Raw genomic sequence first — 24,721 nt, forward strand, 5'->3', positions numbered from 1 at the left:
GTGAACGCCGCAATTGGACATTGACCGTGCTGTTCGGCCGCCGGCAACCCGGCGCCGCGGTGGGCGAGGAGGTGGAATCGATGGAGTACCGCATCGACGACCTCGCGCGCGCCGCGGGCACCACCACTCGCAATGTGCGCGCCTACCAGGAACGCGGCCTGCTGCCCCCGCCCGTCGGCAAGGACGGCCGGGCCAGCATCTACGACAATTCGCACCTGGAACGGCTGCGGCTGATCGACGCGCTGCTACAGCGCGGGTTCACCACCTCGCACATCGGCGACTTCATCACCAGCTGGGAAACCGGCAAGGACCTCACCGAGGTGCTCGGCCTGCAGCACGCGGTCACGGCATCCTGGGCCAAGGATGAAACCTTCGAGGTCCCCCGCGAGCTGATCGGCACCATCCTCGGCGCGGAGGCCGACGAACTCGTCGACCGCCTGCGCGAGATGAAACTGGTGCGGCTGGAAGGTGACACCGTGGTGTTCACCGAAACCCAGCTGCTCACCTCGTTCGCCGAGCTGCACGAGTACGGCCTGGAACTGCGCACCCTCATCGAGATCTACGCCAAGGTCGCCGACCGCATCGATGACATCACCCACATCATGATCACCGCCGCCAAACAGCACATCATCGACGAGCACGGCCCCGGCTGGCTTCCCGACACCAGCAGCGAAATCGCCGACACCACAACAATGTTGAGTAAGATGCGCGAACTGGCCGTAGCCTCGGTCCACTCCACCCTGGCCCGCTCCCTCGACGTGACCCTGCGTCACGAACTAGGCGACTACCTCGCCACCGCCGCCGAACGCGAACGCGCCAGAACGGATTCACACCCCGACTCCTAGCGTGCCGCGGGCCGAGTTAAACCCGGGCCGAATCGTGCTTGTCGGCGAAGGCCAGGAGGCGGGGAATCACCTGCTCCGGAATCGCCCACAGCATGTCGTGCCCCACGCCGGGATAGCTCTCGATGTCGGCGGAGGGAACGTGCTGCCTGGCACGGCTCGCCGCCTGTTCAGGATCGTGCAGGACCGTATCGGCGCCGAAGAGGATCAGCAGCGGCGTGGTGATGGCGGCGAACCGTTCGTCGGTGAGCGGGCGCGGCAACGGTAGCGCGAGCCGGAACTTCAAGCCCGACAACACCATTGTCCACTCGTCGTCGGTGAGCTCGATGGTCGGGGAGAGCCACTCGTTCAACTTCTGCATCTTCGCCTTGGTTGGCCGGATACCGGCGACGATGAATTTGAAGATCAAACCCCAACGCAGCCTGGCGAAGACGGCGGGTGTCGGTTCCAGCAGGCTCAGGCTCGCCAGCCGGTCAGGATGATGGGCCCCGGCCACGGCCGCTATCCACGCGCCGAGCGAGTAGCCAACGAGGTGGACGCGATCCACACCGAGTCCGGTGATCACCTCGGCTACCCACTTGGCGACATCGGTCTCGTCCCGCACCGGCGCGGTCTGCACGCAGCGTCCCGGCCACCCGATGATGTCGGGGGTGTACACGACGCGACCGCGGGCCAGCTCCTCGATGAACGGACTCCAGAACAGGCAGTTGCCCGATATCCCCGGCAGCAGTAGCAGCGGTGCCCCCTCCCCCGCTCCAGATTTACGCACTCGCGTTGTCCCGAACGATGTTTCGACGTCGATTTCCGTCGATGGCACCGCCCACTGCGCGGCCAATGTTTCATAAGCCCGCAGATAGGTGGACTCCACCTCGGCGTTGGTGAACCGTCCGATCTTCGGCATGATCTCCCCTTCCATCTTGATGGTATCAACGTACCATATAAATGGTATGGACGTACCACCAAAGGTCGTACGGTGCGAGTTTCAGGTGCGGGAACGGCGCGCGAATAATGCTGCGGCGCAGGTGTATCCGAGGATCGCCAAGCCGACGGACCAGGCCACCGCGAGGCCCGCGCTGTTCCCCGAATCGGATCCGTTGAGCAGTGCGCGGAGCGTATCGATCACCGGGGTGGCGGGTTGATGCTCGGCGAAGCCGTGCAGCCAGGAGGGCATGGAGGCGGTGGGTACGAAGGCGCTGCTGATGTAGGGGATGAACATGATGGCGTAGGTGAATCCGCCTGCGGCTTCGGGGTTTTGCGCTAGTAGGCCCAACGCGACCGCTATCCAGGTGATCGCGTGAACGAAGAGCAGGGTAATCGCAAGCGCACCCAGCCATGCGAAAGTGCTTGCGGTGGGCCGGAATCCCAGGAGCAGGCCGACGATGAGCACGATGCCAACGGCGAGCATGTTGCGTACGACGCCTTCGCCCACGTGTCCAGTCAGCAGAGCTTGCCGGAAGATCGGCAAGGTGCGGAAGCGGTCGACGGCGCCGGTGCGTAGGTCGGTCGCTACCGCAGTGGCGGTGATCGATGCGCCGAAGCCGGTGCACAACAGAATGATTCCGGGAATTACGTAATCGATGTATAGGCCGTCTACCTGGATCGCGCCGCCGAATACGTAGACGAACAGCAGCATGATCAATACCGGCAGCAGCAGCGAGATGAGCAGGGTGTCTCGGCTGCGTAGCGTGTGCCGCACTGCCCGCCGGAACATGACGGCGGAATCGGTGTAAGCCGTTGCCAGCCGGCTCATCCGCCCGCCGGCGAGCAGGCGCCTGCTCACCCGGCGGCTGCCTCGATGATATCGGCCGTTCGGGGCGTGGCGTCCGCGTGCGATTGCAGTTCTCCCGCAAGGGCTTTCGTGCGCTGCGCGGTCCCCTGCTCCAGCAGGGTGCGTACTCCGGTTTCCAGCCCATCGCGGTCGAGTTTGCGGAAGCTCAAATGAGCGCCGACGCCGAGACGTTCGACCTGGGCACCCCACATCGGCTGGTCGAACGACACCGAGCAGACCAGTGTCGGCAGGCCCGCGCGCAAGCTCTCGAAGGTGGTGCCGATGCCGCCGTGATGAACCGCGGCGGCACAGACCGGGAAGACGATGTCGTGCGCGACCGGGCCGACAACCTTCACCCGCGCACCGGTTTCCGCGTCGGCCGCGGCCAGATCACTCCAGCCAGCACTCACCAACCCGCGGATGCCGAGGCTCTCGCACACCTCCTCGACGATGGCCAGTACGGCCTGGGTGTCCCGAATCGGCATGCTGCCGAAGCCGAAATACACCGGCGGCGCACCCTCGGCGATCCAGGCGATCACCTCGCCGTGATCGGCGGCCAGCTCACCGAGGGCTTCGCGCGCGGTCCGTTCCAGCGGGAGGAAGCCGACGAGCGGCCGCCGCTCGCCCCACTCCTCGGCCAGGCCGGGCACCAGGACGGGATCATAGATCTGCACCTCGGGCACGCCCTCGCGGGCGAGCACGGCGGCCGGGCTCGCGGTCGAGCGCGGCAGGCCGAGTTCCTTGCGAAGCTGGTTGAGGTACTTCATGAAGACGATCCGGCGCAGGTTCTCGGCGAGTAGCCAGGTGGCCTGGTTGACCACACCGGGCGGCTGCCAGTCCGACGGCAGCGCGCCGGGGAACGGATATGCAGCATTCTTCCGACACGGAAAGCCGTGCAGCGAGACCATCGGCACCCGCATGGCCTCGGCGACCGACGCGGCCCGGTCCTCGGTGAGCATCGTCGACACGATGATGTCCGCGTTGGCGCAAACGTCGATCACCTCGCGGTTCATCTGCTCGGCGTATTCGGCCATCTGCTTGCCGACGAGTTGCATCAACCGGAAGCTGCTGCCCGCGGCCAGCGCTTTCTGGCCTTCGTCGGAGGAGTAGAGCTGTTGCACGTCCGGCCCGCAGCTGACGGCGGACAGGCCGGTGCGGGTGGCGAAATCGACCAGGTTCGGCGGTGCGCCGAGTAGGACGTCGTGGCCGCGCCTGCGTAACTCGAGCCCCAGCGCGACCGCGGGTTGCACGTCACCGCGGGTGCCCGTCAACGGAATCGCCACTCTCATGCAAGCTCCTGTCGCGCCGCGCCTCGGCGACTCGTCGTTCTTCCAGCGTGCGCGTGGTGCACATGTCCGTACCGTGGTCCCATGCACGTCGCGCTGTTCACGGACTTCCATCCCGCGACCCTCGGCGGGATCCAGACCTCGGTACATGCCCAGCGCCGCGGGCTCGAGCGGCTCGGCCACCGCGTCACCGTGATCACCGCGCCCACGCCGGAATCTACCGAAGTCGAGCAGGACATTGTGGTTCTTTCCGCACTCGGAGGGGTTGTGGTGAACGGTTTCGCCATGGTGTTGCCGACTCCGGCGAACAACCGGTTGATCGACGCGACGTTCGCCGAGCGCGGTCCGATCGACATCGTGCACACCCAGACCACCTACGGCGTGGCCATCGCCGGACTCCGCGCGGCGCGCCGCCACGGCATTCCCGTCGTGCACACCGTGCACAGTCGCGACGACGTCTTCATCGCCAACACCTCCCCCGTGCCGTACCTGTCCGCGCTCACCATGCGCGCGCTGCACGGCCGATTCGTTTCCCACCGGGGACGGATGCCGCGCAACAACGAATCCCGAGCGGCGCGGCACGCCTGGCGCACCATGGTCGCGCAGGCGCAGGCCGCCGATCGGGTGATCGTGCCGACCGAGCACTTCGCCGAACGCATCCTGGCGCACGGGCTGGAGCGGCCGCTTCAGGTGATCTCCAACGGAATCGATGACGAACTCCTCGACCGTGCGCCTGAACCGAGCACGACCCGAAGCGGCCCGCTGCGAATCCTCTGGTGCGCCAGGCTGTCCGGTGAGAAGCGGCTGCTCGAAGCCATCGAAGCGGTACGGCGAGTGGCGAACTGCACGTTCGACATCTACGGCACCGGCGACCTGCAAGAACGTGCACAAGCGGCGATCGAAACGGGCGGACTGAGCGGCCGCGTCCGGCTGCACGGCGCGGTCAGCCAGGCGGACTGTCTTGCCGCGATGGCGACGCACGACGTATTGCTCTTTCCCTCTTCAGGTTTCGACACCCAGGGCATGGCGCTGCTGGAGGCGGTGGCGATGCGGCTGCCGGTCGTCTACTGCGATCCGGATCTGGCCGAGACGGTGCCTGCGGGCGGCGGTGTCTGTACCCGCGACCCGTCGGTGATAGCAATCACCGATTCGTTGCGCGAACTCGCCGATCACCCAGAACAATTGGCGCCGATGCGCAAGATCCTCACCGACCGGGCCGATGCCGCACGGCAATCCCGGCTCACCGAATCGATCCTGTCGATCTACACCGACCTTGTCGGAGGTACGAAACCCGCTATGCCGCAGTCTGTTCCGAATGTACCCACCGCCCCGGGACGGCTTCCCCTGCTCGGGCACAGCGTGCTGGCGCTACGCGACGGCCTGAAGTTCGTCACATCGCTGGCCGAGGTCGGGCCGATCGTCCGGATCTATCTGGGGCCGCGACCGGCGTATGTGCTCACCACTCCGGACCTCATTCGCGAGCTGAGTTTCGGTGAGGCAGGCGAATTCCACCGCGAGGAACTGCGCGACGCGATCCAGGAGGTCATTCGCGGCGCGTCCAATGTGCTCAGCGGCAAGCCGCACGAGCTGCGCCGCCGGATGATCGCGCCCGCGCTGCGGCAGCGCCGGTTGAACGAATACGCCGTGGTCGCCGCCGATCTCGCGAATACCTGGTCGAAGTCGCTACGGCCGGGCCAGCAGTTGAATTTGGTCGACGAAGCACATCGGCTCGTCCTCGACACGATCTCCTCGACCCTGTTCACCGCCGACTTCGGCGCGGACGCGAAACGGGAAGTCCAGCAGAACATTCCGTGGCTGCTCGGCCAGGTGATCCAGCGTGCCGCGTTGCCGACGCCGGTGCGCCGCCTGCGTTTCGTCGCCAATCGCCGGTTCACCACCAAGTCCCGCCGGCTGCGCGCCGAGATCGGTGCCGTGGTCGCCGAATACCGCAGAGCGGACCACGATTTCCACGATGTGCTCTCCGCGCTGGTGCGCCACAGCGACCCGGAGACCGGCACCCGGCTGTCGGACGAGGAGATCATCGACGAGCTGCTGCTCATGCTGGCCGCCGGTGTCGGTTCGACCGCGTCCATCCTGGGCTGGGTGTGGCACGAGATCATGCGCAATCCGGTCATCGCCATCGAATTGCGCCGCGAGCTGGACGATTTCGTCGGCGACGCCCCGGTCACCCCCGACCATGTCGCGGAACTGCCCTACCTGCGACTAGTCGTGCTGGAAACCCTGCGGTTCTGGGGTCCGTGGGTCAGCACGCACACCGCGGACGGCCCCGTCACGCTGGGCGGCACCACCCTGCCCGACGGCGCCATGGTCGTGTTCAGCCCGTACATGATCCACCACAACGCGCACTACTACCCGGAACCGGAAACCTTCGACCCCGATCGCTGGTTCCCCGGCCGGGTCGAGGAGATCGACAAGAAGGCGATCCTGCCGTTCGGCGTCGGCCTCCGGCACTGCCCGGGCAACAACTTCGCCCTGCTGACCATCACTCTCGCCACCGCCGCCCTCTTCTCCCGCTGGGAGCCGGTCGCCGACCCCGGCTACCGGGTGAAACCGTCGAACCGTGATTTCGTCGCCGCCCCGTCCCGGCTGCCTGCGGTGCTGCGGGCGCGACATCAAGCGCGCGAATGAAGGGTCTGCGATGAATTCTGCGCCGCCAGGTCGTCAGCACAACTATGGACACCAAGAACCTCGCTGACCTCTATTCGTTGCCGGAGCTTGATTGGGCCTCCGGCCAGGCGCTCACCGCCGAGTACAGGGCCCCGGCCGCGGGCCCGCCGCCCTGGCACGTCTACCGCATCACCGCGACCACCGCGACGGCCCTCGGCACGGTAGAACCCGGCGGCGCGACTCGCTGGCGTTTCTGAGCATCCGTCGGCGGGGGTTCGGCGCGACGCATCGCAGGCCCGTACCCTGCTGATTGGCGCAAAGTGCCGACCGTCTAGCGGATGGGAGTCGCCCTGTGGCATCCGACCAGCCGAGAATGCCGCCGCCAGGGCTGGTCCGCGCGGTCGAGTTGGTGCGCAACGGTTTGTCCGTCGCCTATCGCAAGTTGGTCCCCGGCCAGCTCGCTGTGATGGAGATGCTTGCCGCCGGTTGGTTGACGCAGGCGATTCATGCCGCCGCCGAGCTCGGGATTGCCGACGCGCTGGCCGATGGGCCGCGTAGCGGGGCTGAGCTGGCAAAGGCGGTCGGGGCCGATGAGGACGCGCTGCATCGGTTGCTGCGGTTGCTGATCGGGCACGGCATGTTCAAGAGGCGCCGAGACGGCAGGTACGCGCTTACTCCGATGGCGAAAGCGCTGCAGCGTGATACCGATGTCTCGCTGCGCGACGCGGCCCTGTTCTTCGGCTCCCCGATCCACCGGGACAACTGGTCGCATCTGGTCGACGCGGTTCGGACCGGCAAGCCGGTCGGCGAAGCGCTGCACGGGATGTCGTTCTTCGAGCACGCGCGGACCGACCGGACGCTCGGCACGCTGTTCGACAATGCGATGACCAGCATCGGCAGCCTCGGCCTCGCTCCGCTGCTCGCGGCCTACGACTTCGGCCGCTTCGAGACCCTCGTCGATGTCGGCGGTGGCGAGGGCGCGATGCTCGCCGAAATCCTGTGCCGTGCACCGCGATCCAAGGGTGTCCTGTTCGAACTGCCGGAGGTGGCCGAGTCGGCGGCCGGTCGGCTGACCGACCTCGGATTGGCCGAGCGCTGCACGGTCGAGCGCGGATCGTTCTTCGACGCGGTCCCGCAGGGCGGTGACGCCTACATCCTCAAGCACATCCTGCACGACTGGCCGGAGGACGACGCGGGTCGAATCCTCGCGACGGTCCGCGCGGCGATGAAACCCGGTGCCCGCCTGCTGGTTATCGAGCTCGTCGTGCCGGAGAACGCACGCCCGCATCCCGGCAAGTTCATCGATCTGGAGATGCTGGTGAATACCGGTGGCCGTGAACGCACCACGGACGAGTACCGGAAGTTCTTGGCGCGCTTCGGGTTCAGGCTGACCCGGGTGGTTCCGACCGTCTCGCCGGACAACATTCTCGAGGCCGAGCCCGCTTAAGGTGTCAACGCTCCCGCGATGACCGCGTTGACGACCCTGCTGACCGCGGCAGGCTCCGGCGGCGTGCCTTTGCGGTCGGCGAACAACAGATGCCCGGCCCCGATCAGCGTGGGCGCCAACACATCTATGTCGGCCACCGCGACGATGCGGCCCTGCTCCTGTTCGGCGCCGAGGTACGACGCGATCATCTGCGTAGCCTCGGCCATCAGCGGGACGCCGGTCGGTCTGGTCCGACGCAGCCTGGCGCGCAACTCATCTCGGAAGGTGACCAGACTGACGATCGCCACGGCGACCGACCCGAATACGTCCGTCAGCGCGCCGCTGAGATTGCCGACGACGGTGCCGGTGCCCGCGGACTCGCGCAGGGCGGCGGCCTGATGGTCGATCCGGGCGATGCGGTCGAGCACTAGTTCGGCGAGAAAGTCGTCGAAGTCGGCGAAATGCCGGTGCAGCACGCCCTTGGCGCAGCCCGCCTCCGCGGTGACCGCGCGGCTGGTCAGCGCGCTCGGTCCGTCCTGGCGCAGGATGCGTTCGGCGGCGTCGAACAGCTGCTCGCGTACGTCGCGCATGGCCACTCCTGTTGGCACCGTGTACTTCTCCTTACGTTGTCGTGCCCAAATCGGTTGAGGAGTGGGCATGTGCCCACTTATAGTGGGCACATGCCCACTCTACCGCCGGAGCAACCGTCATCCCCCCAACAATCTCATCAAGCTCGCGCGATGGCGGAGTCGTTCGGTGTGGACGCCGAACGCTACGACCGCTCCCGACCTCGTTATCCCGAGGCGATGGTGCAGTCGATCGTCGCGGCAAGTCCGGGACGGGATGCGCTAGACGTCGGCATCGGCACCGGCATCGTCGCCCGGCAGTTCCAGGCGGCGGGCTGCCGAGTACTCGGCGTCGAACCGGACGAGCGGATGGCCGACTTCGCGCGACGCAACGGCACCGAGGTCGAGGTGTCCACCTTCGAAACCTGGAACCCCGTACGCCGGACCTTCGACCTCGTCGTTGCCGGGCAAGCCTGGCACTGGGTCGATCCCGTCCTCGGCGCGGCCAAGGCGGCCGAGGTGCTGCGCCCCGGTGGCCGGTTGGCCTTGTTCTGGAACGTGGGGCAGCCACCGCGCGAACTCGTGGACGCCTTCGCCGAGGTCTACCGCCGCCTGCTCCCCGACTCCCCCGCCACCCGCGGGCTCGCGACCTCGGCGGTGCAGATCTACCTGGCCGGGTGCGACAAGGCCGCCGACGGCCTCCGCGAGACGGGCGCCTTCGGCGATCCCGAGCAGCAGCAATTCCATTGGAAGCAGCGATACACCCGCACCGAGTGGCTGGAGTTCTCGGCCACCACCGGCGTCGCCACCCAACTCCCGCAGGCCGTACTGGACGAGGTGCTCGGCGACCTCGGCGCCGCCATCGATGAGGTAGGCGGCAGCTTCACCGCGCAGTACACGGCGGTAATGGTCACAGCGGTACGACTCACCACCTGACCGGAGGTCTGCCTGGTCCGTTCGAGAAGTTTGTTCCATCTGAGACCAGGTGAAAGTTTCTGGGCCCATCCACAGCGTGCGCGGCATCGAATAGGTCATGACACGGACATCCTGACCCGAGTTCTGGTAGCGATGTCCGAGTGCGTATTGATCTGGACGGTCCATTGACAGGAACCACGACGAATCAAGGACGGAATGATGGCTGCACGTTGGTCCGCGCTGGTGATAGCTGGGTTCTCGACAATACTGATCGCCGGTACTGCCGGTGCCGCTCCGGCGCGCGTACCAGATGATGTGAAGGGAGTACGCGACGCCTTCTGCAATATCGGAAAAGTTCCCACTCCTCCTATAAATCCACGGGATGATTTGGAAGGCGCGCAAAGGCAGTTCAGCGATGAAGGGATCCTGGCCTATCACGAGGGCGAGAAAATGACTCCGTTGGATTACCGGTACGATCCGATGCTGCGATCCCTGCGCATTGTATTGAACCCCGACGGCAAATTCGGGCCGAAGGGTGGCAACAGCTACTCCGACGCGGACATGCTTCGGGCGTACCGGTACTACTCCTGCAAGGGCATTGTCGAGTTCATGACGGAATACAACAATCAGAAAGGGTTTCGTTCCGAGGAACCGGTCAAGATGAAGGAGGGATACAATACGGACAAACAGATCAACGAGCTCTACCATCAGGCATACCTGATAGAGAAACAAGCAGTGAAAGATGAGCAGGCACGCCAAGGCCTCAAAGTCACGGTCTTTTACGATGAACTGAGTCCGGAAGAACGAAAGAAGTTGGACGATCAGAACAAGACGGACGACGACGATCTTTAACGACTACCGGTCGTAACTATCTCGGTGATACGAAGGCACGGGTGGTAATGCCGAGCGCGCTGCTTGTCACGCAGGAGGCGCGCATCGGCTGACCGACCGCGGCCGAGGCGGAGTCGGTGCCGGAGTAGGGGCCGAATATCGGGGCGTCCGGGGTGGACGGGACGCTGATGCCGAGGCATTCGACCTCGAGGATGGAGGAGCCGTAGCCCTCGTGACAGAGGGCGACGGCGTCGGTCAGGCCCCGGTCGATGAAGCAGCCACCGGGGTCGGCGGCCGCCGGATGGGCTCTGCCGATCATCAGGCCGCAGGCGAGCACTACCAGGCAGCCACCTCCGATGATTCGCCGCAACTCGGTGCGCAACATGAATCCCTTTCTCAGTCCGATTGGGTAATTCATAGTCCGGTGCCGACCGGTTGCCGCGTCGGCGTGAAGCGTCTCTGCCCAGCGCTATTCCACCAGACACGAGGCTTACTCGGGCGGGACACGCACGGTGGCACCGGCACCGTTTGCGGCTAAGGCAAGGTCAGGGCCTGGCCGATGAGGGTGAGGTAGAGCGCGAGGATGAAGACGACGGCGGGGAGGGCGGGATAGTCCGTTCGGTTCCCTCGGAGGAAAGTCCAAGCAGCGGAGACCGGAATCGCCAGCACTAGCGCGGGGAGCCTGGCAATGAGTGATCCGGGTGGCGAGTACTCCCACGGCTGCACCAACGCGACATCGCACAGCACGGCCGCAACCGCACATACCAGCGAGGCCGCCACACTTCCCTTGGCGCCCAGGGCATTCGAGTACAGCAGCTCGTCCGGTCGACGTTCGCGCGATGTCTTCCTGGCGAACTCGAACTGGAGGAACGCACCGGCGAAGATCCCGGCGACCGCCGCGGCCTGCCAGTGTGCGCGTACCTCGCCGGTGTCGATCGCCGAGACCACGAGGTAGCCGGTGACGAGAAGTTGCACCGGATAGGTGACAACGAGATTGACCAGGATGTTGGTGCGGACGGTGGCGAATAACCGCTCCAAGCCCCACAGGGCCAGGCCGTAAGCCATTGCCACAGCGATCATTACGGCAGAGCCCACGGAGAGTGCGAGGCTGGCCGCGATGGCGCCGATGGCGATGAGACCCATGGCGACGCGCAGTTCGACGGCGCTCACCGCGCCGGTTACCAGCGGACGGTCCGGGTTGTGCACGCGGTCGTATTCGAGATCCTTCTGCTCGTCGACCATCCGCAGATACAGCAGGACGAACGCGACCACCACGATCCGGACCATGGTGGACCAGGTCGGCCGCCATGCCGAATCAGGCTGCGTCACAAGGGAAGCGGTGCCCTCCAGGGCGAGCACCCAGAGCACGCCGTACAGCAGGTAGTGCGGCTTGTACATCACCGCGGTGAACCGGGCGATGCGCGCGGCCGACACCAGCGGGTTGGTCACGCCCACCGATCCCACATGGTCACCTCGGTGGCTGGAGTGCGCCGTCCAGGTGCGTCACTGCCGGGCAACAGGCGCGCGACCGGGAGCATGGCCAGCTGGGTCACCTCGCCGAACGGGATGCCGAGCAGGTCCGCGACCTCACGCTCGTAGGCCAGGTGCGCGGTCGTCAGGCACGATCCGAGCCCGCGCTCGCGCAGGGCGAGCATGAAGTTCCATACCGCGGGGTAGATCGACCCGTAGAAGCTCGCCAGCCGCAGCGGCGACGGAGCCTCCGGCAACCGGCCGAGCGAGCAGACGAGGATGAGCGCGGGCACCTCGGCCAGATGCTCCGCGAGATACCGGCCGGAGGCGAGATCGCCGAGTTGATCAGGTCGCGGTATACGTCCGGACAGGTTGGCGGCGAAGCCCTTTCGGTAATACTCGGCGATCTGCTGTTTGGTCTCACCGTCCTGCACGATGAGGAATCGCCACGGCTGCCGGTTGCTGCCGCTCGGTGCCTGCACCGCGATATCCAGGCACTCCAGCAGGTCTCGTCGCTCGACCGGCCGCGTCAGATCGAGGCGACGGCGAAACGATCGGGTGGTGGTGAGCAACTCGGTCGCCATCAGCGATCGGCCTCCGCTTCGTCGAAACCCAATTCGTCGTCGGCGAATTCGAGATCGACCTCGGCCGCGACCGCGTCGGACTGCCGGATCTCGCAGTGGATCACCGTCCGGTCGGCCTGCTGCCCGGTGATCTCCGCGACGCACTCCGCCGGCCGGTCCAACTCTACGAACCGCTCGAAAGAGCTTCCGATACATTCCAATTGGGGTGATCGGTGCAGCACCATGGCCAACGCGGTCTGCCTGCACGCCTCGATCAGCAGGCTGCCGGGAACGTGGTCGAGCTGGTGATCGAACAGAAACGGGTGGCCGAGGTCGGGGACCAGCGTGGCACGCGCGGTGGTGCCGGACAGGTGCGGCGGGGCGATCACGACATTGCGCCAGTTCTCCCGACCGACCTCGGCCGAGCCGGCACGGTCGGCGAGTGCGGAGGCGCCGAGAAATGGCCCGAGGCCGAGGCTTTTCCGGAAGCCGGCGCGCAGCGCCGTCCATTGCTGCGGCGTCATCCAGGAGAAGGAGCCGTCGACGGTCATCATCGACTCGTCGGCACAATCGATTTCGAGCACCATGTCCACGCCGTGCACCGTCTCGCCGCGCAGGTGCCGCCGCGGCACCCGCGCCCGCATCACGAGATCTGCGGGGGCGGTGCCGATTTCCCAGGCCGCGGTGTCCGCGCCGGTGCCGTTGAACGTGCGCACGACGAACGCCATATCGGCGGGGACACCGTAGAACTCGTGACTCAGCGCGATGGCGGCCTGCCTGGCGGCCTCCATCACCAGCAGCGGATCATGGCGCAGGGCAAGCGATCCGGTGTGGTCGCCGTAGTAGGCGTGCATCCGCGGTAACTGGGCGCCGACCACGAACTCGTCCTCGGCGACGGTGTCCAGCGAGGTGACGAACACCTCGGACACCGCGCACCGGTGCGCCAGCGCACGCGAGATGGTGCGGAGATGGGTCGCTGTCTTCACCGTTTCCACGTTCGCCGTCACGGTCGTTCCTCCAGCCAGTCTTTCGCGGTCACCGGTCGCAGCGTTTGCGGCTGCGTGCCGACCCGCATCGGGAGTACATAGGACCCGAGCACGATCACCGACCACGGATCGAGTTCCCGCCCGTCGGCCCACCCGGAATACAGCAGTCGCGCGCAGTCCGCGTCCGCCTGTGGGTCGAAAGCGGGATCGGCCGGGGCACCGGCCGACGCCAGATCGCGCAGGATCCGCTCGACCGCGGCGGCACGGTCGAAGCTGCGGGCGGGGGCTTGCGCGTACAGGTCGTTCGCGATCGCGCGGGCCGCGGACGAGCGGTCGACGCCCTCGCCTGCCTCCGCGATCACCCGCGCCCGATGGTGCTCGTCCAGGTAGACGGCGAGCTCCCGCAGCACATCGGCGGGATCGTCGGGCGAATGCACCAGATTCAGCAGGTAGCTGTGGCGGCCGAGCAGATAGCGCAGCTCGCCGGGCTTGCGTTTGCGGGGATCGGTCGCGCCCTTGGCCTCGGTAAGGCGCACGGGGACAGGGAGTTCCGCGTCGCCGCCGCGCACGACGAGCACCAGCACGTCCGAAATGCCGACGAGCAGATCGGCCAAGCGCCTGCGTTCGGGTGAGGCGATATTCCAGGCGAAATACCACAGTGCGCGGGCGAAGTGCCGGTCGACCGCGACCCGGAAGGCGGAGACCACTCGGAAGTCATTGTCCGCCAGCCAATTCAGCGTCGGCTCGACGGACCTGGCGACGATCGCATCCGGCTTGAGCAGCAGCATCGAGTGCTCTCTGGCGAACTTCGCGGCGTCGACACCGAGGCGGTCGAGTTGGTCGACGGTCTCCTGCAGGTAGGTGTCGTCGACGTAGGCCGTCACCTTCTCCTGCTGCGGTGTCAGCGCGGCGAGCAGCTCGCGCAGCGCGGCGCTCATCGTTCCGTCCCGCCGGAGTCGTTGCCTGCCAACACTTCTTCGATCGACGGCAACGGCACGCCGAGGTAGCCGGATTCCAGGCAGTAGTCCAGCAGCACCCGCAGATGCTCCTTGCCGGTCGACGGTGGTGGTTTACCGAGCAGCACTTCGGCATTCGCCGTGTCGAAGGCCAGCCGCCGCTCGAAGTAGCTGGTGTAGAGCGAGCCGATGCGCCGGTAGTACTCCCGCTCGATGGCGCCGAGATCGTCCTCGCGGAACGTCGCCGCGGGCACGAAGGTCGCGACCTCGAACGACGGGTATTCGGCGAGCACGTCGGAGACCTCGCGCAGCGACAGCGTGTCCCGACCGAGTGCGTGGAAGGTGCGGTGGGTGGCGGAGTCGAAATCCAGGACGACCGCGGCGATCACGTCGGCGACGTGATCGATCGGCGCCAGCGAGAGCGTCGCGTCGTAGCGGCCGGGCAGCGAGCGCAGCTTGCCCTCGACCATGAGCTTGACGACGGTGTAGAGGTTCTTGTACTCGCGGATCACGCCGGTGCCGCTCGCGCCGGTCACGATGCCCGGCCGGACGATGGCCCAGCGCATGCCCTGCTCCCCCGCCGCACGCACCAGCTGTTCGGCGCGGAACTTGCTCTCCTCGTAGCCGTTTCCGAAGGACTGGCCCGCGTCGAGCTCCTCCTCGCCGATGATGCCGCCACGCCGTCCACACACGTAGGCCGTGCTGACGTGTACGAGCGGGACGTCCCAGGCCTGGGCCAGCGCGATCGCGTTGGCGGTACCCTGCACGTTGAGCTCGTGGTAGTCCGTTTCGCCCGCGTCGAACGCGGTGGTGGCCGCGCAGTGCACGATCATGCCGACGCGTTCGGACAGGTCGGCGGAATCACGCTGGGACAGGCCGAATCCGGGGCTACGGATGTCGCCCGCGACCGGGCTGCCCGCGCCGAGGACGGTGCCGTCATTGCGGACGATCGACGAATTGCTGTGCAGCACAGCGGCGACCGGGCGACTCGCGGCGGCCAGTCGGGCAACCACCTCCGCGCCGACGAGTCCTGTTGCGCCGGTCACCAATACGGTGTCGCGCGCGCTCATGACATCACCGCGCCGACACGCGGCTCCGTGATGCGCGGAGGCGCACTATGGTTCACTCGCCGGCGGCTCATGACTGATCTCCCGCAGCCAACGCTGCCGTGACCAGGGTGATGACCTCGCCGACGCGGCGCACGCCGACCAATTGTTCCGGCTTGTAGCGCGGCAGGCCGAACGAACGCTCCAGCACGACGGTCAGCTCCATCAACCGGAGTGAGTCGAAACCCATGTCCTCGATGAGTCGTTGGGTGTCGCCGGTCGAGGCCTGGGGATCGGGCGCCATGGCGTGCACCAGCTTGCGCACTCGTTCCGCCACTTGGGCGTCGGCTACGGCGGTCATGACGGCACCGCGTCGTCGCGCAGGTGTGGTTGCTGGCCGCCGGAGGTCAGCAGGTCGCGGGCCTCGTCCAGCGGCAGGTCGGTGTCGAGATAGCCTGCGATGCGCAGCCAGTCGTAGCCGATGGCCAGTGTGCGTCGCCACTGTTCGCGTGAGTCGAACGAGGCGGGGAAGTTCGTGGCGTCGGGGTCCGCGGCGACCGAGCGCACCAGCGTGACGAAGTCGTCGAGGACCGTGATGCCGGTGGCGGTGTCATCGGCTGCCGAGAATCGCACTTGCCGAGCCGCTTCCAGCCGCGCGAGCAGGTCGTCACGGCGCAGGGCATGCGGAGGCAGGAGACGGCGGAGGGTGGCCGACGGTGCGACGTCGGCGGGCAGCGGGTGAATGCCGAAGGCGGACAACACGACCCGAACGCCCATCGCGATCATCCGGTGCGCGGCGATATCGGCGACGGCGCCCTGATCGTTCTTGACCGCACCCGCCAGGTCCTCGCGAGCGTTCTCCAGCACGATGTTCGACCACACCAGGCTCATCGCACACTCGGTGAAGCGGCGCGCGGGCAGCGGTGACAGGGTCGCGATCGCGTCGTCGCGTGCGGCGCCGGTGACGCCGAGGGCGGGGGCCAGGGCGGACGGCACCGGCGTGTACGGCCGCACCGGTTTGCACATGGCCAGCGCCGGGGTCAAGACTTCGCCACGGCGCCACTGCAATCCGACGAAGCCCAGCCGGAGGAACTCGGCCAGGTCGGCGGTGCTGTCGTGCTGCTGGCGGGCCAGTACCGCGGCGAGTGAATGGCGGAACACCACCGAGCGCCAGGCGCGGGCACCGCGGTCCGAGAGGACGAAAACGTCACTGTCACCGCGGATGACATGTACGCGCTGGCCGATGGCCCAGGTGGTGACGCCGGGCACCCGCGCGAACAGCAGCTGGTCGGGATCGTCGATGACGCCATCGACGCCGAGGTCGGTGGCGAGTTCGAGAACCTGCGCCCAGGTCGCCTGCTCGGACAGGGCCCGCGCCTTCGCATCACCGAGCACGCCTGGCAGCGCGTCGCCGTAGGCCCGTTTCGAGTCGTCGCCCGCCCATGCTCCCGGATCGCTGAGATCGCGGTAACGGTCGATGAGTTCGTCGCCGCCGATCCGATCCAATTGCTTTGGCAGCCATTTGGTTTCGAGATAGCTTTCACCGCGACGGGCGGCCCAGCCCTTGATGGCCTGCAGCAGGCCGTCGCGTGCCCAGTCGATCGCCTCGTCGCGCGACTTCAGTGTGCGCAGGGCAATGGCGTATCGCAGGGCCTGCTTGGCTCGGGCTGTCCACCAGTCCGCGATCAGTGTCGTGAACGTGGAATGTGTTAGCAGCGTGCGCAATTCGTCGACATCCGGGGTGCCCGGCCGGACTACTGTCGCCCGCAGGAATCGTTGGCACCGGTTGAGCAGATCCTCGTCGAGCTCGGTCACGGTGGCGGCTTTCGCTACCTGTTCGAGCTGCCGCCGGAGTTGGGACTCCGAGCGAGTGCGTACTTCGACTCGGCGGCCGTCGATGAACAGCACGGTCGGCAGCGTGGGTAATTCCTCGTCGCCGGGTGCGAGTACCAGGAGGTCGACGTCGGAGCCCTCGTTCCCGAAACCCTCGGCCAGTGATCCCTCGAACAGCACGGTCGAATTCGGTGGAATTGCCACGCTTTCCAGCGCGGCGTCGAGCAACTGACTGACCCGCTCGGCGGTCAGCGTCGGCACGGGGGCGTCGTCTGCGATCCCGACCCGCTGCCTTCCAGGCAAACGACGGATCCGAGTCGCGTCGTCAGGCACGACTCGATTCCCGCTGTCGCCGGAATGACGAAGCGTTTCGCCGGAAGGGCCCTCTGCCTCGTGCACAACCGCGTCCGCCAATGCCCCACTGCGGAACTGCTCCCACATGTACCGCCTTCGCGGCTTGCCACTCGACGTGCGCCGAATGATGCCGCGCGGACCGGTAACGATGGTGACCGTCCGAGCGGGCCCCAATTCGCCGCGAATAATTTTGCGCGCCTCCGGAATCCAGTCACCCGGCTTGGACTCGGCGAACAGCGCGATACCTTGCTCACCCGGCTCGGTGATCGCGACGGCAGCGAGTTTGCCCTTGGTGATCCCGGTTTCCTGCGCAACACGGGACTCGATGTCCTCCATGAACACCGAACGCCCGCGCACCTTCAAACTCGACCCCATCCGGCCGAGCACGAATACCTCACCGCGGTGCAGGAATCCGGCATCGCCGGAGTACAGCGCCCCGCCGGCGATCCTGGTCGACGCGCCGTCCGAATCGTCGGAGTAGCCGAGCGCCACCGAGTCACCGACCACCACCATCTCGCCGAGCGTGCCGTCCGGCAGCTCGTGCCCGTCCGCATCGACCACCGTCACAGTGGATTCGGGTGTCGAGTAACCGAGACCGGTGATCCAGCCCGCGCCGTCGACGCGATGGATGTCGTCGAGCAACTCCCGCTCGAGGATGGTGACGGGTTCACCGAAACGCAGCGTCGGGGTGTCGATCCGCAGGGCGGTGATCGGGCAATGCCGCGCCGAGGAGGTCACCATCAGTGTCGACTCGGCCAACCCGTAGGCCAGCGTGTAGGCGCTCATCGAAAAGCCAAGGGGGCCCGTGAGGTTCGCGAACGACTGGAGATCGGCCACCTCGACCGGCTCGGAACCGACGGCGAGCGTGCGCCAACCGGACAGGTCGAGGTCGGCGATCTCCTCGGGCGAAACCCGGTGCGCCACATAGCCGAGCGCGAACGACGGCGACGGCGAATGCTGGGCGTGCGCCATCGCCCGCAGCCAGCGCGCGGGCTCGCGCACGAACTGGTCCGGGCGCATCAGGTACAGATCGCCCTGATTGGTGACGGTGGTGAGGAACGCGCCGACCAGACCCATGTCGTGATACAGCGGTAGCCAGGACACCATCGCCTCGCCGTCGCGCCACTCGACCAGTGCGGAGATCATCGCGATGTTGTTGGCCAGATTGTGCCAGCTCACCCGCACGCCGCGCGGGGCGGCGGTGGAGCCGGAGGTGAATTGCAGGAGCGCGCATTCATCGGGCTCGCCGAACACGCGCTCCTCTGGCGGGCACGGGCGCAGCGTGGACGCGTCGATCACCAGCGGTTCGTCGGTGCGGCCTGCCGCCGTCGCCGCCTGCCGCACGAACTGCTCGAATTCGATCGAGGTGACCACCAGTCGCGGCTTCGCCTGGACCAGGATCGCGGCGATGTGGGCGATGATCTGGTCGAGGTCGCCGAACATCGGCGGCGCGACCGGCGTGAACACCCCGCCGCACGCCCAGACCGCGTAGAACGCAGCGACACAGGGAAACCCGGTCGGCATGATCACGCAGGCGCCGTCGCCGCTGCCCATTCCGTGTTGCCGCATGAGGGCGGCGATCGACCAGGTCTGTTCGGCCAGTTCGGGATAGCTTCGATGCGCCCAGCCGTCGGCCTCGTCGGCCAAGTGGATCCCAGCCTGCCCGGCCGGGTCGGCTAGCCAATCACGTACGGCCGCAACGTCTTTGTCATGCTCCATCGCGGACATCTCCTTCGGCCAGCACAGTAACCGTTCCGTTTGTGCCATCGACCCGAATCCGCATACTGGTCCGTACCTTTTTGGTCACGTCCTTGACCTGGACCACCGTCGGCACCCCGAGTTCCCGCGCCACGATCGCGACATGGGTGAGCGGGCTGCCACGCTCGATGACCAGCGCCGACGCCGAGGGCAGCGCGGCCACCCAGCCGGGATCGGTCCGATATGCCACCAGAATGCCACCCGCCACGTCGCGCGGCTCGTCGACGACGACGGCGGTCCCCTCGACGATCCCGGAGGCCGACGGGGTGCCGGTGAACACCGTCCCGGCCTCGGCCGCCGGAGTGTCGGTGATCGGCACCCAGCCCTGCCCCGCCAGCTCGGCCCGGCCGAACGTCGCCCCGGTGGTGACGAACCTGGCCGGCGCGACCAGCCCGGCGTCCTTGGCGCGCTGCGCTTTTCGCGTGCCGACGAGGTCGCGCAGGTCCGCGGTGTCGGCGCCGTCGTAGCAGCCGCGCAGCTCCTGCACGGTCAGGTAGAACACGTCGGAGAACTCGTCGACGACGCCGCGCTCGGCCAGGTCGCGGCCCATCACCCGGATCATCCGCTTGACCATGCCGAAGGCCCTGGTCCGGCAGAACCGGAGCCGCTCGCGGTGCGCGGCGCAGCGAGAAACCTTGCCGCGCAACCATTCATAGATTCGGCGGCGGAAGCCGTGCAGGTGGGTGTCGAGGTATTCCTCGGCCTCGTCGTGGTGGCCGAGTGGTGCGTCGGGCAGTGCGCTGCGCAGCATGACGAACAGGCTCGCCGGATCTTCGCGCAGGTCCGGCGTTTCCAGTTTGAGTTCGTCCAGGCTTCGGTAGCCATAGCGATCGATGTAGTCGTCGACCTTGTCGCGGAAGTCCGGGTGGTCCGCGAGAGCCGGGTAGATCTGTTCCGGCGCAGTCGAATTCACCAGGGTGGTCAGTTCGGGATCGATGCGCGCCACATCGGCGAGTGCCTTCATCGCGCGGGCGGGTTCGGCGGATTCGACATCGGCGCCGGGGCCGACCACCGCGTACAGGAACCACTCCGGTGCTTTGGGCAGCAGCAGCTTGGTCAGCAGGAACATCAATCCGGTGCAGGTCAGCAGGATTGCGTCGAGCACCATCAGCGGGCCCCAGCGTTCGACCAGGTCGCGGTCCACGTTTCGGTAGGCCTTGTACGCTTCGGCGCCGGACAGCGCGGTGTAGTCGATCGCGTCGTATTCGTCGTAGACGCGATAGAAGTCGGTCATGAACTGTCCGACGATGTCGTCGATGCCGAACAGTCGCCGCAGATACGTGACGGTGGTCAGCGTGCGCGACCGCAGTCGACTCAACGGGTTACCGAAGGTGAACGGGCGCAACGTCTTCGCGACCTCGTCGGCCAGCGGCTCGTCCACACCGAGCGCAGCCTCTAGCACCTTGCGATTCAACGGGTAGCCCGGCGCGATGCCCACCATGCGATACCAGTGCAGCAGGTTGTAGTAGACGCGGCCGTGAAAGTAGCCGAGCAGCACCGGAGTCCATCGCTCGGTCTGCCGCAGTTGCGCGTCGGGTACCCGTAGGGATTTCGCGTAGCCGTGGTAGACCCGGCCGTAGATGTCGGCGGCTGTCGTGTAGGTCAGCGGGGAGGTGAGGCCGTTGAAACTCTCGATGATGTTGGAGTTGTCCCAGATTCGCTGTTCGCCGTCCGGAACCGCCTCGCCCGCGCCGCGGATGATCGCGCCGGGTCGAGCACCGAGCGTGGTGGTGATCGGGCGCGACTGCAGGAACCAGAGCCCGGCTTCGTCGATCGCCCATTCCACGTCCTGCGGGGCGTCGAACTCGGCCTCCACCTTGCGGCCCAGTTCGGCGACCTCGGCGATCTCGGCGTCGGTCAACGCGGGCAGTTCGCGATGTGCCGGGTCGATCTCGCTGATCACGTAACCCTGCTCGCCCTCGACCATGTACGACCGGTCCTTGTCGCCCAGCACGGTTTCCAGCACCGCGCCGGAGGATTTGTCGACCACCACCGAGTCGGCGTCCACCGCGCCCGACACCAGGCCCTCACCGAGCCCGTAGACCGCGCTGATGACCAGTTCATCGCGTGCGCCGCTGATCGGGTTGGCCGTGAACATCACGCCGCTGGCCCGCGCCGCGATCAACCGTTGCAGCACAACGGCGACCGCGCCCGCCCTCGGCTGCTTGTTGGCGAAGGCGTAGCGCAGCGATCGTTCCGAGAACGCCGACGCCCAGCAGTCACGCACCCGGTCGAGCACCGCGTCGATGCCGTTGACGTTCAAAAAGGAATCGAACTGGCCCGCGTACGAGTGCTCGGGGCCGTCCTCGGCGACCACCGACGAGCGCACCGCGATCGGGCCGCCGAGTCGCGCGTAGGCGGCGGCGATCAGCTCGCGCACCTCGGCGGGCAGCGGTGCCGCGACGATCTCGGCACGCAACGCGGCAGCGGCGACGAGTGTCGCATCCAGGTCATCCAGCCGTGTGACCTCGGTCACTTCTCGCAGGAGATCGGTCTCCGCGGTGAATCGCGCGAAGACGTCGGTGCCGAGCACGGTCCAGTCCGGGACCCGAAACCCGCTCTGCCGCAGGCGGTGCAGACCGCGCGCTTTACCGCCGCCGACGGCGGCGATCGTCGCGATATCGGTCCACGGTCCAAGCACCTGCACGGCATGCTCCCATCACCCCTGATCATCGTGTCGCAGCACAGCGCTCCGACGCGTCGAGCCGAGCCAACGAGCAAACGTAAGGGGTTGTATGGATATATCCGAGAATTCACCGCAGTGTTAGCCCACAATCCTAGGTGCTCGGTGCGGCAACCGCCCCAGCGAGCGACGACCGTTAAGCTACAAAGCAGATTCGGTGGTGTGTTGTGAGGATGTGATTCGGGCGGTGAGTTGGACCTTCACTCCGGACGAGTTCGCCCACCTCTGGCGCGAAACCGACCTGGACCGGCACCCGTATCCGCTGCGCATCCTGGAGACGCCGCGCACCGAGGACGAGGCCGACCGGCTGCGCGCGACGCTGAACGAACGGCTGCCGCTGCGCGCCGACCCCGATCTGAGCGCCTGCCTGCGCATCCTCGCCGCGCCGCACACCAGGATCGTCGCGATCGGCGGCACACACACGCCGGGCAGCGAGATCCGGCTGCTGGCTGCCGCGATCTTCGATCGGGCCGTGCTCGCGGTGCAGGAGCCCGGCTCGACGCCGGAATTCGGCGGGCGCGTTCGTCTCTCGATCGGGCACAGCGGCAAGCTGGGCACCCGGATCGCCGGTCTGCTGCCCGACGCACCGCCCGGGCGGGAACCGGCGCGGGTCGCGCCGACGGACGCCGTCCGCGACGAGGAGACGGTGGTCGCGCGGCAGCCGACAGCACCACGCATCCGCAAGCTGCTGCTGAAACCGCACAGCGCGGAAGGACATATCCGGATCGAGCCGGCACTGGACCAGCCCACTCCGGCGCCGCCGATCCACTACACCTGGTTCGACGTCAAAGGCGACGGGCGTTACCTGATCAGGGCGGGCAAGGAAGTCCACATCACGCCCGCCTCGGCCGAACAGATCGGCGCGCAACTGCAGAAGCGCATCCAGCCGTGATTTCCGATGCCGACCGATAACCACTGCTGCCCGCGGCAGCGGCCACGGGCTAGTCTGAGGCTGACCGACCATCTCAGGGGTGTGCGATGACGATCGAGACCAGCCGAGCCGATATCGTCCGGTTCAAGCAAGCGGCCCAGGCAGGCAGCGTCCAATTCGATCCGGCCGCGGCGCGACGTTGCGCCGAGATGTACGACCAGCAGGCCGAACGACTGATCCAACTGCAGCAACGCCTCGAAACCGCCGCGGAACTGGGCGGATTCGGCGGATTCGTGTCGGCGCAACAATTACAGGCCGGGTTCAATCACAAAGCACGGGATGCCGCTACGTTGCTGGATCACTACATCGAGGCCGCCTACCGGATGAAAGAAGCCTTCCTGATCAGCGGCGGATTACTAGAAGAAGCCGACGCCGCCAACGCCGCCGCCCTGCGCGCCGTCGCATCGAGGCTCCCGCGATGACCGGAAACGATCCCGACTACATCAGCTCGATGGAACATTTCGAGTCGATGCGCCACGAAGAGATCTACGCCAAGACCCAGCAGATCGACGCGGCACAGATACTGCGCGCCTCGGTCGCGTGGCTGGAGGTGGCGGGCACGCTCAGCACCTCGTTCCCGCTCACCCGCGGCAGCGTGGACCGCGTGATGAACTCGATGGAGTGGAAGGGTGCCGCGGCCGACGCCGCGTTCGCCAGCATCCGGAGCTTCGCGGCCTCGGCGGATGAACTCGCCGCGGTCATGGGACAGGTGGGCGCCAGGCTCGGCGGAGTGGCCGCGGCAGCCGAGGCGGTCAAGATCGCGGTGGCACCACCCGGCTCGTCCGGGCCGATCGGTGCCGTGGCGCGACTGCTCGAGGCCGCGCACGTCATCGACGCGAAGATGGCCGAGGAAGCACTGCGGCAAGAGGCCGTGCTTGCGATGAACATGGTGTACAAACCGGCGTACGGGTTGGCAGGCAAGGCCGTTCCGGCGCTGCCCGCACCGCCGGAGACCTCCGCCGAAGTCAAGCCCGCGCCCACTGCACCACAACAACGTCGCCCCGCACCGCCGACTGTGCCGGAGTACACGCCGCCGCAGACCCCGCCGGCCCAGCCGAACGGTCACCCACCGACCCCTGCTCCCGCCCCATCGGCACCGGAATCCCAAGCGCCGCCGAGCACTACGACGCCGCCACGCCCGGTCCCCGACCCACAGCCGACACCACCACCGACCACACAGCAGGCCCCGCCGACCCACCAGGCGCCCCCGCCTGCACCACCGACTCCCGACGCACCGCCGACCCAGCAGGCCCCGGCGCCGCCCCAACCGGCTCCGGCACCACAACAGGCGCCACCGCCTCCGCCAACTCAGCAGGCGCCTCCACCACCACCGCCGTCGACCGAGCAGGCACCCCCACCGCCACCCCCGGCGCCGGCCCCCGGCCCGGTGCAACCGCCTGTCCCCCTTCCTGATCCAGGCGGCCAGCCAGGCGTCACCGGCCCGATCCCGGCGGAAGATCAACAGCAACCACCGTCCACCACCAACCAACCCGGAGTTGTGCCCTCACAGAAGTAACTGGCACACCAAATTCGTTGATGCGCAACGTAACTGAGACTGAGGCGATGGGCTTTCACGTAGCGACCTGGCCGCGGCGGCAATGGGAGAGCTCGATAACCAGCGATCTCGGCTCCCGAGGTGGTCGAGCTACCGCCGTACACCCGCTGCCTCAGCCCCACACCCAGCACAGGCGGTGTGAGGCTGACACTGACGGTGTACGGATAGGTTTTCGCGCGACGACCTGGCCGTAATGCCGTTCTAGAGCGCCATTTCGGGCAACTAACGCGCCAGACGGCAGAGCACGGCGACCACTGCGTGCACCGAAACCCACTTGACGTACGTTGTGTGCTCTTGACGCAAGCTGCAACCTACGTCAAGAGC

The 24,721-nt window shown here is 67.0% G+C and carries 22 protein-coding genes; 9 read left to right on the forward strand and 13 right to left on the reverse strand.

All coding sequences use genetic code 11. The features are described from left to right. Positions 1-26 precede the first annotated feature (26 nt). Positions 27-845: a MerR family transcriptional regulator gene (locus ACIBK2_RS15600; protein ID WP_396968470.1), complete on the forward strand. Its 819-nt coding sequence runs from the start codon at positions 27-29 to the stop codon at positions 843-845. A gap of 16 nt (positions 846-861) precedes the next feature. Here the strand turns inward: ACIBK2_RS15600 and ACIBK2_RS15605 are convergent, their stop codons facing one another. The 3 genes from ACIBK2_RS15605 to ACIBK2_RS15615 form a co-directional block, all read right to left on the reverse strand. After that, positions 862-1,743, reverse strand: coding sequence for an alpha/beta fold hydrolase (locus ACIBK2_RS15605; RefSeq protein ID WP_396967675.1), 882 nt, complete (start codon positions 1,741-1,743; stop codon positions 862-864). An 81-nt stretch (positions 1,744-1,824) separates the two neighbouring features. Beyond that, positions 1,825-2,592, reverse strand: a complete 768-nt coding sequence (locus ACIBK2_RS15610; protein WP_396968472.1) for an ABC transporter permease — start codon at positions 2,590-2,592, stop codon at positions 1,825-1,827. A 26-nt stretch (positions 2,593-2,618) separates the two neighbouring features. Further along, the gene (locus ACIBK2_RS15615) at positions 2,619-3,899 is read right to left on the reverse strand and encodes a glycosyltransferase (RefSeq protein ID WP_396967677.1); all 1,281 of its coding nucleotides are present in this window, start codon (positions 3,897-3,899) and stop codon (positions 2,619-2,621) included. Between the two features lie 81 nt (positions 3,900-3,980). Here ACIBK2_RS15615 and ACIBK2_RS15620 point away from each other — a divergent pair, with 81 nt between their 5' ends. From ACIBK2_RS15620 to ACIBK2_RS15630, 3 genes are all read left to right on the forward strand, one after another. After that, positions 3,981-6,545, forward strand: coding sequence for a cytochrome P450 (locus tag ACIBK2_RS15620; protein ID WP_396967679.1), 2,565 nt, complete (start codon positions 3,981-3,983; stop codon positions 6,543-6,545). 44 nt (positions 6,546-6,589) lie between these two features. Beyond that, positions 6,590-6,781: a hypothetical protein gene (locus ACIBK2_RS15625; RefSeq protein ID WP_396967681.1), complete on the forward strand. Its 192-nt coding sequence runs from the start codon at positions 6,590-6,592 to the stop codon at positions 6,779-6,781. 95 nt (positions 6,782-6,876) lie between these two features. Further along, positions 6,877-7,971 carry a methyltransferase gene (locus tag ACIBK2_RS15630; RefSeq protein WP_396967683.1) on the forward strand — a complete coding sequence of 365 codons (1,095 nt, stop codon included), beginning with the start codon at positions 6,877-6,879 and terminating at the stop codon, positions 7,969-7,971. Here the strand turns inward: ACIBK2_RS15630 and ACIBK2_RS15635 are convergent. Beyond that, positions 7,968-8,540 (reverse strand): TetR/AcrR family transcriptional regulator, encoded by a 573-nt coding sequence (locus ACIBK2_RS15635; protein WP_396967685.1) that lies wholly within the window; start codon positions 8,538-8,540, stop codon positions 7,968-7,970. The two genes, ACIBK2_RS15630 and ACIBK2_RS15635, sit on opposite strands and share 4 nt — an antisense overlap. Before the next feature lie 150 nt (positions 8,541-8,690). Here ACIBK2_RS15635 and ACIBK2_RS15640 point away from each other — a divergent pair, with 150 nt between their 5' ends. Both ACIBK2_RS15640 and ACIBK2_RS15645 read left to right on the forward strand, forming a co-directional pair. Then, on the forward strand, positions 8,691-9,452 hold the full coding sequence (locus ACIBK2_RS15640) for a class I SAM-dependent methyltransferase (protein WP_396967687.1): 762 nt from the start codon (positions 8,691-8,693) through the stop codon (positions 9,450-9,452). 198 nt (positions 9,453-9,650) lie between these two features. Next, positions 9,651-10,283 carry a hypothetical protein gene (locus tag ACIBK2_RS15645; RefSeq protein ID WP_396967689.1) on the forward strand — a complete coding sequence of 211 codons (633 nt, stop codon included), beginning with the start codon at positions 9,651-9,653 and terminating at the stop codon, positions 10,281-10,283. A gap of 16 nt (positions 10,284-10,299) precedes the next feature. On the opposite strand, the gene ACIBK2_RS15650 is transcribed toward ACIBK2_RS15645, so the two are convergent. The 9 genes from ACIBK2_RS15650 to ACIBK2_RS15690 form a co-directional block, all read right to left on the reverse strand. Further along, the gene (locus ACIBK2_RS15650; protein ID WP_396967691.1) at positions 10,300-10,647 is read right to left on the reverse strand and encodes a hypothetical protein; all 348 of its coding nucleotides are present in this window, start codon (positions 10,645-10,647) and stop codon (positions 10,300-10,302) included. Positions 10,648-10,796: 149 nt separating this feature from the next. Then, positions 10,797-11,726 (reverse strand): hypothetical protein, encoded by a 930-nt coding sequence (locus ACIBK2_RS15655; RefSeq protein ID WP_396967693.1) that lies wholly within the window; start codon positions 11,724-11,726, stop codon positions 10,797-10,799. Further along, entirely contained in the window at positions 11,708-12,316 is a 609-nt protein-coding gene (locus tag ACIBK2_RS15660) for a nitroreductase family protein (RefSeq protein WP_396967695.1), read from the reverse strand. Before ACIBK2_RS15660 ends, ACIBK2_RS15655 begins: the two co-directional genes overlap by 19 nt. Beyond that, entirely contained in the window at positions 12,316-13,302 is a 987-nt protein-coding gene (locus ACIBK2_RS15665) for a ScbA/BarX family gamma-butyrolactone biosynthesis protein (protein ID WP_396967697.1), read from the reverse strand. The genes ACIBK2_RS15660 and ACIBK2_RS15665 overlap by 1 nt, the downstream gene beginning before the upstream one ends. Beyond that, positions 13,299-14,219, reverse strand: a complete 921-nt coding sequence (locus tag ACIBK2_RS15670) for a nucleoside-diphosphate kinase (RefSeq protein ID WP_396967699.1) — start codon at positions 14,217-14,219, stop codon at positions 13,299-13,301. The genes ACIBK2_RS15665 and ACIBK2_RS15670 overlap by 4 nt, the downstream gene beginning before the upstream one ends. Further along, positions 14,216-15,307 carry an SDR family oxidoreductase gene (locus ACIBK2_RS15675; protein ID WP_396967701.1) on the reverse strand — a complete coding sequence of 364 codons (1,092 nt, stop codon included), beginning with the start codon at positions 15,305-15,307 and terminating at the stop codon, positions 14,216-14,218. Before ACIBK2_RS15675 ends, ACIBK2_RS15670 begins: the two co-directional genes overlap by 4 nt. A gap of 67 nt (positions 15,308-15,374) precedes the next feature. Further along, positions 15,375-15,644, reverse strand: coding sequence for an acyl carrier protein (locus ACIBK2_RS15680; protein ID WP_396967703.1), 270 nt, complete (start codon positions 15,642-15,644; stop codon positions 15,375-15,377). Further along, complete coding sequence (locus ACIBK2_RS15685; RefSeq protein ID WP_396967705.1) at positions 15,641-19,189, reverse strand: AMP-binding protein; 3,549 nt, start codon at positions 19,187-19,189, stop codon at positions 15,641-15,643. Before ACIBK2_RS15685 ends, ACIBK2_RS15680 begins: the two co-directional genes overlap by 4 nt. Then, positions 19,179-21,875, reverse strand: a complete 2,697-nt coding sequence (locus tag ACIBK2_RS15690) for a phosphoenolpyruvate synthase (RefSeq protein ID WP_396967707.1) — start codon at positions 21,873-21,875, stop codon at positions 19,179-19,181. The genes ACIBK2_RS15685 and ACIBK2_RS15690 overlap by 11 nt, the downstream gene beginning before the upstream one ends. Positions 21,876-22,098: 223 nt before the next feature. Here ACIBK2_RS15690 and ACIBK2_RS15695 point away from each other — a divergent pair, with 223 nt between their 5' ends. The 3 genes from ACIBK2_RS15695 to ACIBK2_RS15705 all read left to right on the forward strand — a co-directional run bounded on the left by ACIBK2_RS15695 (position 22,099) and on the right by ACIBK2_RS15705 (position 24,358). Next, positions 22,099-22,803: an ESX secretion-associated protein EspG gene (locus ACIBK2_RS15695; protein ID WP_396967709.1), complete on the forward strand. Its 705-nt coding sequence runs from the start codon at positions 22,099-22,101 to the stop codon at positions 22,801-22,803. A gap of 86 nt (positions 22,804-22,889) precedes the next feature. Next, on the forward strand, positions 22,890-23,264 hold the full coding sequence (locus tag ACIBK2_RS15700) for a hypothetical protein (RefSeq protein ID WP_357383055.1): 375 nt from the start codon (positions 22,890-22,892) through the stop codon (positions 23,262-23,264). Then, positions 23,261-24,358: a hypothetical protein gene (locus tag ACIBK2_RS15705; protein WP_396967712.1), complete on the forward strand. Its 1,098-nt coding sequence runs from the start codon at positions 23,261-23,263 to the stop codon at positions 24,356-24,358. Before ACIBK2_RS15700 ends, ACIBK2_RS15705 begins: the two co-directional genes overlap by 4 nt. Positions 24,359-24,721: the final 363 nt, after the last annotated feature.

Source organism: Nocardia sp. NPDC050175, from assembly GCF_044459885.1.
Classification (GTDB): Bacteria; Actinomycetota; Actinomycetes; order Mycobacteriales; family Mycobacteriaceae; genus Nocardia.